Here is a 13,652-nt window from a genome sequence, read left to right as displayed (position 1 = left end):
GGAACGTGAGGCTTTACGTCAGAACGGCCATTGCGCTGCAAAAACGGCTGCTTGACGTCAACGGCATTGTCGCCAAGCTTGCCGTTCCCCGCTTTATCAATCCGTTCCAATCGACAGCGTCAGACCAAGCTCCGTCATCGGCGTGATTTCCTGCTCCAGATCCGCCTGAGTAAGCGGATGCTGCTCCACCCACACAGCGGGCAGGCGCAAGCCAAGGCGCTGCGCGGTGGTGACGAGGCGCATCGGCGGCAGCGATTCCGGGCGGCGTGCGCGCCGGAACAGCACGGCCAGGCGCAGCAGCGCGGTGATGTGTCTGGCGAGCTGGCGGTAACGCTGTGGCAAGCTGGAGAAAGCCGTCTTTTCCGGCTTGCGTCGATGCGCTTGCACCACGGCGGCGAGCAGATGCTGCTCCTGCTTGGAGAAACCGGCCAGGTCGGCGTTGCGCAGGATGTAGGCGCCGTGCTGGTGATGCTGACTGTGCGCGATGGCCAAGCCGATTTCGTGTACGCGCGCCGCCCACGACAGCCATTCGCGCGCTTCGGCGTCCAGCTTCCAACTGGGAGCGACCTGGTCGAACAGCATGAGGGCGGTGGATTCCACGCGACGTGCCTGTGCGCGGTCCACGCCATAGCGGTTGGCAAGCGCATCAATACTGGCGGTGCGTGGATCGGTGCCGCCAGCGCGGCCGATCAGATCCCACAGCAGGCCCTCGCGCATCGAGCTTTCGCATACCTGCAGGCGCTGGATGCCGAGCGCGGCGAAGGCCGCCTCGAAGATCACCACCGCACCGGCGAACACCGGCGCGCGTTCTTCCGCCAGACTGGGCAGCTTCAGCGTGCTGATTTGGCCTTGTTCGAGCACGGCATCGCGCAAGGTGGCCAGCGAGGAAGGCGTTACGCCGTGGTCGGAGAGCTTCATGGCTTGCACCACCGAGCCGATGGCCTTGGCGCTGCCGGAGGAGCCGTAGGCGTCCGTCCAGCCGGCTTCCAGGTATTCCTCCGAGAACTGCTGTAGCAGCACACCGATCTCGCCGCGCGCCCGCTGCCAGCGTTTGCGAGTGAGCTTGCCGCCGGGGAAAAAGCGCTGAGTGGTGGCGATGCAGCCCACCTGCACGCTTTCGGTGTGCAGCGGCGCTAGGCCGCGGCCAATGATGAATTCGGTGCTGCCGCCGCCGATGTCGATCACCAGGCGCGGTTCGCGCAAGGTTGGCAGATCGTGCGCCACGCCGAGGAAGATCAGTCGGCCTTCCTCGCGGCCGGACACCACTTCCACCGGATGGCCCAGCGCGGCTTCTGCCGCGGTGAGGAACGCCTGCGGCGAAGCGAGGCGGCGCACCGTGTTGGTGGCCACCGCGCGCACACGGGCGGTAGGAATGCCGGCGATGCGCTGGCCGAAGCGGGCCAGGCAGTTCAGCGCGCGGGAGCGGTGTTCTGCATCCAGCGTACCGTCAGCGCGCAGGCCGGCGGCCATACGCACGGTTTCGCGCAGCCGGTCGATCACGCGCGGCTCGCCGTGCTCCATGCGGGCGACCACCATATGAAAACTGTTTGAGCCGATGTCGACGGCGGCCATCAGCTCGCCATCCTTGATCTGCATCTGGTCACCGAGGCTCACGCGGGACTCCTGTTCGAACTGGCGGGGATTCTCGCATGTATCAGCCTGGCATCAACCCGGTATCTCCATGTTCATGCGCATGAAGATGAGGATGTTGAGGTTTTCACTCCAACGCTACTCCTCTTCCCTGAGCCTAGTAGGAAGCTGCGAGCGCGAAGGCGCGACAGCAGCGGCGCTGCACAATTGCACTAGCAAGGTTTCCTGTGCCGAGTGCGGCTTGTCCTCGCCTGGCGTGGCGCGCGTGTACTTGCCATGGCTGTCCAGCAGCCACGCCTGCGTGTTGTCGGCCAGGTAGTTGGCGAGCGCTTCCTCGTAGACGCGTGTTGCCAGCAGCGGATCGAGAATCGGGAAGGCCACCTCGATGCGCCGCATCAGGTTGCGCTCCATCCAGTCCGCGCTGGCGCAGTAGACTTCCGGCGTGCCATCGTTGGCGAACCAGTACACGCGGCTGTGTTCGAGGAAGCGCCCCACGATCGAGCGCACGCGAATGCGTTCGGAAATGCCCGGCAAACCCGGCCGCAGCGTGCAGGCGCCGCGCACGATCAGGTCGATCTCCACGCCCGCCTGCGCTGCCGTGTACAGCGCTTCGATCACATGCGATTCGTTCATGGCATTGAGCTTGGCGACGATACGCGCCGGCTTGCCGTTACGCGCGTGCGCGGTTTCGCGCTCGATTTTCTCCACCACGCTCTTGTACAGCGTGAAGGGCGAGTGCAGCAGGCGCTTCAAGTTCATCACCGGTCCCAGGCCGGAGAGCTGCTGGAAGATCTTGTGTAGGTCTTCGCCGATTTCCGGGTTCGCCGTCATCAGGCCGATGTCGGTGTAGAGGCGGCTGTTGGTCTGGTGATAGTTGCCGGTGGACAGGTGCACGTAGCGGCGCAGATGGCCGTTCTCGCGGCGCACGATCAGCATCATCTTGGCGTGCGTCTTGAAGCCCACCACGCCGTAAACCACTTGCACGCCGGCTTCCTGCAGGCGCGTGGCGAAGCGGATGTTGGCTTCCTCGTCGAAGCGCGCGCGCAATTCGATCACTACGGTGACGTCCTTGCCATTGCGTGCGGCTTCGACAAGCAGATCCACCAGCGGTGTGTCCTTGCCGGCTCGGTAGAGCGTCTGCTTGATCGCCAGCACGTCCGGGTCCTGCACGACTTCACGCAGCAGATCGACCACCGCGTTGAACGACTCGTACGGATGATGCAGCAAGATGTCGCGCTGGCCGAGCACGTCGAAGATCTTGCGTCCGTTGCCGAGTGCTTCGGGCAGGGCGGAGGTGAAGCGCGGGAATTTCAGCGCGGGGCGGTCGAGGTCGTCGTAGACAAGTCCCGCGCGAATGATGTTGACCGGCCCGTTGCAGCGATAGACGTCGGTTTCTTCCAGCTCAAAGTTGCTGATCAGCATCGACACGATCGGCTGCGGGCAATCGACGCCGATTTCCAGCCGTACCGGACGCGCATAACCGCGACCGTGTAGTTCTTCTGCCAGTGCGCGCGCCAGGTTGTCGACTTCTTCTTCTTCGACGATCAGCTCGCTGTTGCGGGTAACGCGAAATTGATACGAGCCGGCCACCTTGAAGCCGGGGAACATCATGTCGACGAAGGCTTGCAGCAGCTCGGCCAGGAACACGTAGTGATCGCCCGGACCGCAGACTTCATTGGGAATGCGGATGATGCGTGGCAGCGAGCGCGGTGCGCGCACTAGTGCCATGTGGCCTTCGTGACCGAATGCATCGCGGCCTTGCAGCACTACCGCGATGTTCAAGGTCTTGTTGAGGATGCGCGGGAACGGATGGGCGGGATCGAGCCCCAGCGGCGACAGCACCGGCAAAACTTCATTTTCGAAGTAGCCGTGCAGCCAGCGGCGTTGGCGCGGCGTCCACTGCTTGCGGGTGAGGAAATGGATGCTCTCGGCGGCAAGCGCGGGGCCGAGCTCGTCCTGCCAAGTGGTGTACTGCGCACTTACCAAGTCGAGCACGCGCTCGCGGATGCGCGCCAGCAATTCTCCAGATGGCATGCCGTCGGGGCCGGGTGCGGCCGAGCCGAACTGGTGATGATGCTTGAGCATCGCCACGCGCACTTCGAAAAACTCGTCGAGGTTGTTCGCCACGATGCTGAGATAGCGCAAGCGTTCCAGCAGCGGCATGCTGGTATCGCGCGCTTGCGCAAGCACCCGGAAATTGAACTCGAGCGTGGCCAACTCGCGGCTCAGGAACAGCTCGGGCTGGGAGGTTTCGTTGACGGCAGGTTGGGCGGCTTGGCGACGAGGCATTCGCACATTCTTACTCATGCGCTGGCTTACGCCTATGCATTTGTAAGAAGTCGTTCAACGTTTTGTAATGTGACCCAACCTCAGGTCGTCATTCCCGCTTTCGCGGGAATGACGGCCATAGAGAGTGCGACTTCCGAGAGAAGTCTGCTTCGACGAGGTTAGTTTTCCAGGGACCTGGACTCATGCGTCTCTGGCGCAAGCAACCGCTCGCGGCCGAAGCAGCAGGTGAAGGTAGAGCCCTGGCCCGGCGTGCTGCGGATATCCAGGCGCGCCTGGTGCAGCCCAAGCACGTGCTTGACAATGGAAAGCCCCAGGCCCGTGCCGCCGCTGTCGCGCGAGCGGCTGGATGACACGCGGTAGAAGCGTTCGGTAAGTCGGGACAGATGATCGGCAGGAATGCCGTAGCCGGTGTCGGTGACGGAGTAGTTCGCGCCTTCGGCCGTGCGCTCCCAGCGAACGGTGATGCGTCCGCCGGTGGGCGTGTAGCGCACCGCGTTGCTGACCAGGTTGGACAGCGCGCTGTGCAGATCTTTGGGCGAGCCGAGCAGATCGATGTTCGCGACGTTTTCGACCGTGATGCTGTGACGACCCTGACTCAGCGCCTCGGCTTCCTTGCGCAGGGTGGCCAGCAGCGGCGCCATCTGCACGCGCTCTTCGCTGACGTGATCCTGCGTTTCCAGGCGTGACAGCGTGAGCAGGTCTTCCACGATCTGACCCATGCGCTTGGACTGCGCGCGCATTTCGCTCAGCACCGGCGCAAGGTGCGGCACGTCTTCCGGATCGAGCAGTTCGAGATAGCCGTGGATCACCGTAAGCGGCGTACGCAACTCGTGCGAGACGTTGGCGACGAAGTCGCGGCGGATCTGCTCCAGCCGCGACATGTGGCTGATGTCGCGCGCCAGCAGCAGGCGCTGACGTTGGCCAAACGGCAGCAGGGTTACGTTGATGTGGCGGCTGGGCGCGCCCGGCGCGCTTACGTCGTTGAGCGGCTCGGGCGAGGGGTCTTCCAACCAGCCGGCCAGTTCGGAGTTGTGCAGTCTTTCCTTGAGCACCACGCCGCGGTCCTGCGGACGGCGCAGGCCAAGCAGGCTTTCCGCCGCGTGATTGAACCAGCGCACGTGCTGGTCCTGGTCGAGCAACACGATCGCGTCCGGCAGGCTGCCTGCGGCACGGCGTAGATCATGCAGGTTGGCGGCTAGGCGTCGGGAGCGCATCATGAATCGGTCATGCCGGGGGTCGGAGGGAGCATCGCCTGGGGCGGCGGGCGATAAGCTCATAATGGGCTTAGCGATGTGACGCAAATGCGTCAGCAGCAAGACAATTTCTGCTAAAGCGACTAACGCCACACCGGTGGCTACATGACCGTTGGCTAGCCAGCCGCCAAACCCGCCCACGAACAAGCCGCCGGTCAGCGCGAGGGGAAGTTTCCAGGCGCTTTCGACCAGGGTTTTCATGCGGGCGCTTGCCTCAAGGGCTCGCCGAGAAGCGATAGCCGGCGCCTCTTACCGTCTGCACCATGTCCTCGAGCTTCCACGGCTCGAGCGTCTTGCGCAGTCGGCGGATGTGCACGTCCACGGTGCGTTCTTCCACGTACACGCTGCCGCCCCATACGTGGTCGAGCAGTTGTGCGCGCGAGTAGACGCGTTCCGGATGCGTCATGAAGAAATACAGCAGACGGTATTCGGTAGGCCCGATCGGCACCGGCTCGTCGCCGGCGAAGACACGATGAGCAGGACCATCGATGCGTAGTCGGCCCAGCTCCACCATGCCCGAACCGTCGTCGCCCTGGCTGCGTCGCAGCACGGCCTTGATGCGGGCGATCAGTTCGCGGGTGGAGAAGGGCTTGACCACGTAGTCGTCCACCCCGGCCTCCAGGCCGTTTACGCGGTCCATCTCCTCGCCGCGCGCGGTGAGCATGATGATGGGGATCTCGCGGCTGAGCTCTTCCTTACGCAGACGTCGGGCCAGGTCCAGGCCGCTGGTGCCCGGAAGCATCCAGTCGAGCAGGATCAGATCCGGCACTTGCTCAGCGATGGACATCTGCGCGGTGCGTGCGTCAGCGGCCTGTGCGGTATCCATTCCAGCCTTGCGCAGGGCGAAGGCGACCATGTCGCGGATGGAAGCTTCGTCTTCAACTATCAGGATGCGTTTGTGCACGCGAAGTTCCGAGTGGGTGGCCTATGACGCAAATATTGCAGCGGTGCAATGTTACGTGGCGATGACACAGCAGGAAATTGCTGTCCGAATGAGCCTTTTGGCACGGTTGAAGCCCCCTACTTGCTGCGATCTACCCCGGATCGGGTCAGCGGACCGCTCCCATGTTGAAACAAAACCTTCCCTTGCAGCCAGGCCCTAACTGCTGCTGTGTCTGACTGGTGCCATCCGGATTGTCATCGGTGGACACCCGCCGCTTGCGCAGTTCCAGCACCAGCGGGGTGAGGTCGGCGATGTGGGCCTGGATGCGGGCGCGGGCGTAGTAATCCAGGTCGTTACGCTTGAGCAGGGTCTTGAGCTGCTCCATGGCGTCGAACGGCCGGCCGGAAAGATAGCTCGCCTGAGCGTAGGCCTCGCCGGAGCGCACGGTATCGCCGGCACGTTCGCTGGCGCGGGCGTAGGCGGTGAACAGGCTCGGTTCGTCGGTGTCTTCCAGCATCGGGCGCAGCAGATTGGCGGCCTGTGTGGCTTGTTCCGCGCTGCCGCCCTGCGTAAGCGCGGTGGCATACGCCAAGCCGATGGCCTTGTTGCGCGGCGATTCGGTGTTGAGCGCGGCGTACAGTTCCAGCGCCGCGGCGCGCTGGCCATCTTGCAGGCGCGCATCCGCCATTGCCAGGCGCAGCACCAGGTTGTCAGGATATTTCTCCAGCAACAGCTGCAGCTGGGCGACAGCCTTGGCGCCCTGGCCGCTGCGGATCAGCGCCAAGGCATAGCCGTAATGGTTTTCCGGCGTGTTGTAGCGACCGTCCTGGTGGCCGAGTAAGCCGGCGTAGTAGGTGCTCATGCGGTACGCATCGTTCGACAACACGCGCACCCGTTCGCGCATAAACAGATAAGTGTTTGCCCCTCCCTTGCTTGCGCCGCGAGCGGTGAGCAGGGCGGTGGGATCCTTCACATAGGCGATCGGTGCGGTCTGCTGCGCCCAGCGATCCTTGTCCAGCAGGTTGCCACTGGGTTGCAGTTTCTGCGCGGCGATCAGCGCGCCGGCGCGTGCCTTGGCGTCGCTGATGCGCTGCGCGGTGACGGGGTGATCCAGTAGCAGCGAAGGCACGTCGATGGCGGAATCGGCGCTCATTTCATCTTCCATGCGCTGGAAGAAACCGGCCATCGCGTTCGGGTCATAACCTGATTTGGACAGCGTTTCGATGCCGGTACGATCGGCCTCGGCTTCGTCCTTGCGGGTGAAGTTGATTTCCTTCTGCATCAGCACACCCTGGCCGCCCAGTAGCGCGGCTGCCGCGGCCTGTCCGCCTGCCGCGCCGCCGGCGGCGATCGCGCCCAAGGCGACCAGCGCCATCAGCGGGGTGTCTTTCTTAGCCGCTTCGTAGGCACGCTGCAGATGGTTCTGCGTGATGTGACCGATTTCGTGCGCCATCACCGCAGCCAGTTCGTCCTCGCTGCGGGTGATCACGATCAGTCCGGAATCGATGCCGATGTAGCCGCCCGGCGCTGAGAACGCGTTGATCACCGGATCCTTGGCGATGAAGAAGGCGAAGTGGTCCTTGGGTTTGGCCGAATTGGCGACGAGGCGGAAGCCCAGATTGTTGATGTAGTCATCCAGCAGCGGATCGTCCACCACCATGTCCAGTGCGCGCATCTGCTGCAGCATCGTGGCGCCGTAATCCTGCGCTTCCTGCGGTGAAATCAAGGCGTTGGCTGAGCTGCCGAGGTCCGGCAGGCGGACGTCGTCGGGTCGGTCCTGGGCCTCGGCGGCGAATGCCACGGCGGCCGAGACCAGCGCGGTCAGCAGACGTTTATGGAGGTGTCGATGCGGCATGATCATAGATGAACGACAATAGCACTGAGACCCTTCAACGGTGTGGCGGTTCGCTTGCTTTCGAACACCGCTACCGCCATTTATTGCGCAGGTTATTCCGGGAGCTTTTGCAATGCCCAAGATCGAAGTCTATTCCACCGCGGTATGCCCTTACTGCGTGGCCGCCAAGAACCTGCTGAAGGCCAAGGGCCTGGCGTGGGAAGAGGTGCGGGTGGATACCGACCCGGTCCAGCGTGACACCATGCTTCAGCGCAGCGGCGGTCGTCGCACGGTCCCGCAAATTTTTGTCAACGATCAACTCGTGGGCGGTTACGACGACCTGGTCGCCGCCGACCGCAGCGGCAAGCTGGCGCAGCTCCTGGGAGCCGCCGCATGAGCACCGAAAAGGATCGTGTCGCCGAATTCACCGCCTTTCGCCAGCGCATGAACGAACGCATCCTGGCCGAAGACAACCAGGTGGTGCGCCGTTTCTTCGCGCTGGACACGCAGACATACAAGGCCGGCGCGCTGGATGTGAAGACGAAGGAAATGCTCGGCCTGGTCGCCTCGATGGTGCTACGTTGCGACGACTGCATCAGCTATCACATCGCGCAGTGCAAGGAAGTGGGCGTGACGCGCGATGAATTCTTCGAAGTGTTCAGCGTGGGACTGGTGGTGGGTGGATCGATCGTGATTCCGCACTTGCGCCGCGCGGTGGATTTTTTGGATCGGCTGGAAGCTGGCGACACGGCTGCGGAAAATTGCGGCGAGCATGCGTGATGTATTCGCTCTCCCCTCCAGGGAGAGCGAGGGGCCAACCTCGCGACAAGCCTGCGTAGTCCTCATGGCCGTCATTCCCGCGAAAGCGGGAATGACGGCCATGAGGTGTGCGATGGGAGAGGGTGAACGTTCGAATTGAGGCGATGCTCCATACGAGCATTTGCAACGCCTCAGCAGCATTTTGGGCTATTCGCCGACAGGCCCATCAGGGATAATTGAGCGGATTTCAGCCAGGCGCCGTCCCCTGCGCGCCGGCTCCCCCGCTTCATTCCCAAGGAGTTCCCCCATGAGCAAGACCATTGCGGTGATCCCGGGCGATGGCATCGGCCCGGAGATCATGACCGCCACGCTGCGCGTGCTCGACGCGCTCGATTGCGGCCTGACCTACGACACGGTCGAAGCCGGCATGATCGCGCTCGACAAGCACGGTGACCTGCTGCCCAAACCTACGCTCGATGCCATCGCCAAGCACAAGGTGGCGTTGAAGGGGCCGTTGACCACGCCGGTGGGCGGCGGCTTCACGTCGATCAACGTTACGCTGCGCCGCCACTTCGATCTCTACGCCAACGTGCGTCCTGCGATCAGCTTCCCCGGTACCAAAGCGCGCTACGACAACATCGACATCATCACCGTGCGCGAGAACACCGAGGGCGCGTATCTCTCCGAAGGGCAGACGCTGTCGGAAGACGGTGAACTAGCCACTTCGATGATTCGCGTCACCCGCAAGGGTTGCGCGCGCATCGTTCGGTACGCGTTCGAGATGGCGGTGAAGAAAGGCCGCAAGAAAGTCACGGCCGTACACAAGGCCAACATCATCAAGACCGCGTCAGGCCTGTTCCTGAACGTTGCGCGTGAAATCGCCAAGGATTTTCCGCAGATCGAGTTCAACGAGATGATCGTGGACAACGCCTGCATGCAGTTGGTGATGCGTCCGGAACAGTTCGACGTGATCGTCACTACCAACCTGTTCGGCGACATTCTTTCCGATCTGTGCGCCGGCTTGGTCGGTGGCCTCGGCCTGGCGCCGGGCGACAACATCGGCGAGCACGCGGCGATCTTCGAAGCCGTGCACGGCTCCGCGCCGGACATCGCCGGCAAAGGCATCGCCAATCCGTGCGCGCTGCTGCTTGCTGCCGCTGACATGCTCGATCATTTGGGCATGGTGGATAAGGGCACCAAGCTGCGCGATGCGATCCGCGACACGATGGCGAACGATCGCGAGCACGTCACGCCGGATCTGGGTGGCAAGGGCAGCACGCAGAGTTTTGGTGAGGCGATTGCCAAGCGGGTGAAGTCTTAAGCGTTATCCATTCCCTCTCCCCTTTGGGGAGAGGGTTAGGGTGAGGGGGCAAGGCTTGCCTCATCTTTCAATTGACACGGCGCTTCGATCTACCTTCATCGCGAGGTTGGCCCCTCACCCCAGCCCTCTCCCCGGAGGGGAGAGGGGGCTACAGCATCACGCCGCTTCGCGCTTCGCCGGCTGAAAACTTCCCGGCTCTGTCTTCGACGGTATCGCAATGCGATTCCAGCCGTTGATCATGATCACCAGCAAGTTCAGATCCATCAGCTCGCGCTCGCTGAATTGCGCGCGTGCCTGCTCGTAGACTTCATCCGGCACGCCGTGTAGTGGATCGAGACGTGTCACCGCTTCGCACCAGGCAAGCGCCGCGCGTTCGCGTGCGCTGTAGAACGGTGCTTCGCGCCAGGCCTGCAGCACATACAGGCGCTGCTCGGTTTCGCCTTCCGCGCGTGCTTCTTTGCTGTGCATGTCCATGCAATAGGCACAGCCGTTGAGCTGCGAGGCGCGCAGCGTCACCAGATGCACCAGGCTTGCTTCGAGACCGGATTTGTCGATATGCGCCTTCATCGCGAACAGCGGTTTCAGGGCTTCGGGATAGGTGTAATAGGAAAAGCGTGACATGGCTTGGGTCCTCGTGTGGCGCGGCCATCATCGGCCGTTCAATGCAAGGACGTGTTGCCCGGCCATTTCGTGACATAGGAGTCTCTCCAATACCTCAGCGTGGCCCGCGTTGCGCCCAAGCGGCCGTCATGCGGCAGCGCGCGGCTTGACTTGACCACCGGTCAAGCGCTGCGCCACGAGCTACCACCTGACGACCGCTTGAACACAACGCGAACTACGCTGAGATATTGGAGAGACTCCCAGCTAGTCGGGCCAGTTTTTCCGGGTTGCGCAGGGAGTGCACAGCGACGATGCGGTCGTCGTCGCATTCGATCCAACTGGCAGTAGCCAGTTGCCCATCCACCCAGGTCAGCAGCACGGGTGCGCCGTTCAAGGTATGGAGGTTGCGGCGTACGTCGTGATCCTGTTCGTGTTTGGCCACTTGCAGATACAAGCGAGTGATTCGTTCGCCGCCGAGCAACGGACGCAGCGCGGCGGTCACGATGCCACCGCCATCGGAGATATGGATGGCATCTTCAGCGAACAAAGCGCGCAGGTTTTCTTCCGTGGGGCGCTGCAAAGCATGCGCGAAACACTCCAGTAGACGCCTCTGCGTTGGCGCACTCGCCGTAAAACGGGTGCGTTCCTCGCGCAGCCGCTGCTTGGCGCGGTGTGCGCGCTGACGGCAGGATTCTTCCGTAATGCCGAGAATGGCCGCCGCTTCCGCGTGGCTGTAATCGAACACTTCGCGCAGCAGGAATGCAGCGCGCTCTTCCGGACTCAAGCGCTCAAGCATCAGCAGAAACGATAGCGTGAGCGTTTCCGCGTGCTCGGCTTGCGAATCCGGCTGCTCTTCCGGAGCCACCAGCGGTTCGGGCAGCCATGGGCCGGTGTAGCGCGCACGTTCCACCTTGGCGTGGCGCAGCCGGTCAAGCGCGAGACGAGTGGTAACGGTGACCAGCCAGGCTTCGGCATCGTCCAGGCTGGTTTTGTCCTGCGCGTGCCAGCGCAGCCAGGCGTCGTGCAATACGTCCTCGGCATCCGCCTGGGTGCCTAGCATGCGGTAGGCCAGTCCCAGCAGGCGCGGGCGGTGTTTCTGAAACAGTTCGGTGTGCGAATCCATGATCGTTTCCATTGGGGCCTATGGCTAGGACGCGCAAGCCCTAGGAAACGTGACAACGCTCAGTGCACGAACGGCCAAGGCGCCAAGAACACCAGCCAGATAAAGATCAGCATGCCGACGTATTTCACCGTGCGAAACAGCTTCGGATACTTCTTCTTGAACACGCGACTGCGATCGCGCCCACGCTGATTGAGCGCGAACACACGGTTGACGAAGCCGGTTTTCTCTTCCGGCGACTCGGTGTTGGGCGAAGCGGTGATCTTACCCATGAAGGCGCCGACGCGATGGTTGATGGCATTCATGAAACCGGTGCGCAGCGGGCGCTCTACGTCGGCGAACAGGATCACACGCGTCTGGTCGGTTTTGTTTTCCACCCAATGCACGTAGGTTTCATCGAACACCACGTCCTTGCCGTCGCCCCACGCGTGTTCTTCACCATCGACGAAGATGCGGCAGTCGCGCGAGTTCGGTGTGATCAAACCCAGGTGATAGCGCAACGAGCCGGCGAACGGATCGCGGTGCGGATTGAGCTTGCTGTGGGGCGCAAGCGTAGCGAACATCGCCGCCTTCACGCTGGGGATGGCGTTGAGCAGCGCCACGGTTTTCGGGCACAGCGTTTCGGCCGACGCCAGTGGCTCGCCGTACCACTTCAGGTAAAAACGCTTCCAGCCCTGCTTGAAGAAGCTGTTGAAGCTGGCGTCGTTGTGCTTTTCCGCAGCGCGAATATGGCCTTCGTCGAACAATTGCAGTGCTTCCTCGCGAATGGTTTGCCAGTTGTCGCGCAACAGGTCCAGTTGCGGAAAACCGTTTCGATCAAGGATCGGTCGCGCCGGCACCGCTGAGAAGGCGTACATCAACAGGTTGTACGGAGCGAACACGGCCGAGTGATCCACCAACTGGCGATCAAAGCGAAGCCGCGCACGGCCGCGCAAATGCACCAGCAGCACGCACAGCACGAAGGCCAGCAGCACGTAGAGGATGATGAAACGGGGGCTGAGGAAATCCATCGTGGAAGCGGCTCGGATGCGCCTGGGACAATACCCGGGAATATGTGGCCGGATGGCCGCTGGTCAATTTTACGGCAAATCCCGGTCAGTGACGGAGCACGAAGGCCACGCTGCTGCCCGGGCGATAGCCGTTTTTCAGCGCGCGTTGCACGTAAGCCACAGCCCGGCGTACCGCCTGGCGCGGCGCCGCGCCCTTGGCCAGTTCCGCAGCGATGGCTGAAGCCAGCGTGCAGCCGGTGCCGTGGCCTTCGCGCTGCAAACGGGGATGGCGAATGTCCATCACGCCGTGTGCGTCGAAATAGCGGTCGATCACTTCGCTGCCGCGTCCGTGGCCACCTTTCAGCAGTACGCCTTGCGCACCAAGGGCAAGCAAAGCTTCGCCGGCTTTCGCAAGTTGCTTCGACGTTTTTAGTGGATGCCCCAGCAACGCTTCGGCTTCAGGCAGGTTGGGCGTCAGTATGTTGGCCAGCGGAATCAGTTCATGGATCACCGCTTCAACGGCATCCTCGTCGAGCAGACGCGATCCGCTGGTTGAAATCATCACCGGATCGACCACCAGCCATGCGGGCTTGCGCTTGCGCAGCTCCTTCGCTACCAGGCGCACCGTGGCGGCATTGCCGAGCATGCCGGTTTTCACCGCGGCGATGGGGAAATCATCGAACACGGCATCGAGCTGGCTGCGAATATGTGCGAGCGGAACGGGATGCACGGCCGTAACGCCGCGCGTGTTTTGCGAGGTGATGGCGGCGATTACTGAAACACCGTGTACGCCGTGCGCGTGGAAGGTTTTCAGGTCGGCCTGGATGCCTGCGCCACCGCCGGAGTCAGAGCCGGCGATGGTGAGGGCGATGAGGGGAGGGGCACTTTTCATTTTGATTCCCTAGCCAGGAATCACAGTTTACCGTGTAGGTAAAACTTGCCTGGCCGTCATTCCCGCGAAAGCGGGAATCCATCTTTGCTTTTGCATCGGAGCAAAATGGGTTCCCGCTTTCG

General features: G+C 62.6%; 12 protein-coding genes. 3 read left to right on the top strand and 9 right to left on the bottom strand.

All coding sequences use genetic code 11. The annotated features are described in order from the left end of the window. Positions 1–96: 96 nt before the first annotated feature. The 5 genes from ISP18_RS04425 to ISP18_RS04405 form a co-directional block, all read right to left on the bottom strand. Complete coding sequence (locus ISP18_RS04425; RefSeq protein ID WP_380017616.1) at positions 97–1,596, bottom strand: Ppx/GppA phosphatase family protein; 1,500 nt, start codon at positions 1,594–1,596, stop codon at positions 97–99. Positions 1,597–1,728: 132 nt separating this feature from the next. Then, entirely contained in the window at positions 1,729–3,879 is a 2,151-nt protein-coding gene (gene ppk1 / locus ISP18_RS04420; protein WP_380017378.1) for a polyphosphate kinase 1, read from the bottom strand. 158 nt (positions 3,880–4,037) lie between these two features. Next, entirely contained in the window at positions 4,038–5,333 is a 1,296-nt protein-coding gene (gene phoR, locus ISP18_RS04415) for a phosphate regulon sensor histidine kinase PhoR (RefSeq protein ID WP_380017376.1), read from the bottom strand. A 13-nt stretch (positions 5,334–5,346) separates the two neighbouring features. After that, positions 5,347–6,036, bottom strand: a complete 690-nt coding sequence (gene phoB, locus ISP18_RS04410; RefSeq protein WP_188792565.1) for a phosphate regulon transcriptional regulator PhoB — start codon at positions 6,034–6,036, stop codon at positions 5,347–5,349. A gap of 145 nt (positions 6,037–6,181) precedes the next feature. After that, positions 6,182–7,870, bottom strand: coding sequence for a M48 family metalloprotease (locus ISP18_RS04405; protein ID WP_380017374.1), 1,689 nt, complete (start codon positions 7,868–7,870; stop codon positions 6,182–6,184). 112 nt (positions 7,871–7,982) lie between these two features. Between ISP18_RS04405 and grxC the strand changes: the two genes are divergently transcribed. The 3 genes from grxC to ISP18_RS04390 all read left to right on the top strand — a co-directional run bounded on the left by grxC (position 7,983) and on the right by ISP18_RS04390 (position 9,929). After that, complete coding sequence (gene grxC / locus ISP18_RS04400) at positions 7,983–8,246, top strand: glutaredoxin 3 (RefSeq protein ID WP_380017372.1); 264 nt, start codon at positions 7,983–7,985, stop codon at positions 8,244–8,246. After that, entirely contained in the window at positions 8,243–8,629 is a 387-nt protein-coding gene (locus ISP18_RS04395) for a carboxymuconolactone decarboxylase family protein (protein WP_380017370.1), read from the top strand. Before grxC ends, ISP18_RS04395 begins: the two co-directional genes overlap by 4 nt. A 286-nt stretch (positions 8,630–8,915) precedes the next feature. Further along, positions 8,916–9,929 (top strand): isocitrate dehydrogenase, encoded by a 1,014-nt coding sequence (locus tag ISP18_RS04390; RefSeq protein WP_380017368.1) that lies wholly within the window; start codon positions 8,916–8,918, stop codon positions 9,927–9,929. 156 nt (positions 9,930–10,085) lie between these two features. Here the strand turns inward: ISP18_RS04390 and ISP18_RS04385 are convergent, their stop codons facing one another. From ISP18_RS04385 to thiD, 4 genes are all read right to left on the bottom strand, one after another. Further along, complete coding sequence (locus ISP18_RS04385; RefSeq protein WP_380017366.1) at positions 10,086–10,550, bottom strand: carboxymuconolactone decarboxylase family protein; 465 nt, start codon at positions 10,548–10,550, stop codon at positions 10,086–10,088. Positions 10,551–10,764: 214 nt separating this feature from the next. Then, positions 10,765–11,652 carry an RNA polymerase sigma factor SigJ gene (gene sigJ, locus ISP18_RS04380; protein WP_380017364.1) on the bottom strand — a complete coding sequence of 296 codons (888 nt, stop codon included), beginning with the start codon at positions 11,650–11,652 and terminating at the stop codon, positions 10,765–10,767. A gap of 59 nt (positions 11,653–11,711) precedes the next feature. Continuing rightward, a complete protein-coding gene (locus ISP18_RS04375; protein WP_380017615.1) occupies positions 11,712–12,635 on the bottom strand; it encodes an aspartyl/asparaginyl beta-hydroxylase domain-containing protein in 924 nt (307 codons plus the stop codon). A 109-nt stretch (positions 12,636–12,744) separates the two neighbouring features. Beyond that, a complete protein-coding gene (gene thiD, locus ISP18_RS04370; RefSeq protein WP_380017362.1) occupies positions 12,745–13,530 on the bottom strand; it encodes a bifunctional hydroxymethylpyrimidine kinase/phosphomethylpyrimidine kinase in 786 nt (261 codons plus the stop codon). Positions 13,531–13,652: the final 122 nt, after the last annotated feature.

This window comes from Dyella humi, assembly GCF_044904605.1.
GTDB lineage: Bacteria > Pseudomonadota > Gammaproteobacteria > Xanthomonadales > Rhodanobacteraceae > Dyella_B > Dyella_B humi.
This window is presented reverse-complemented; position numbering and strand designations above follow the sequence as displayed.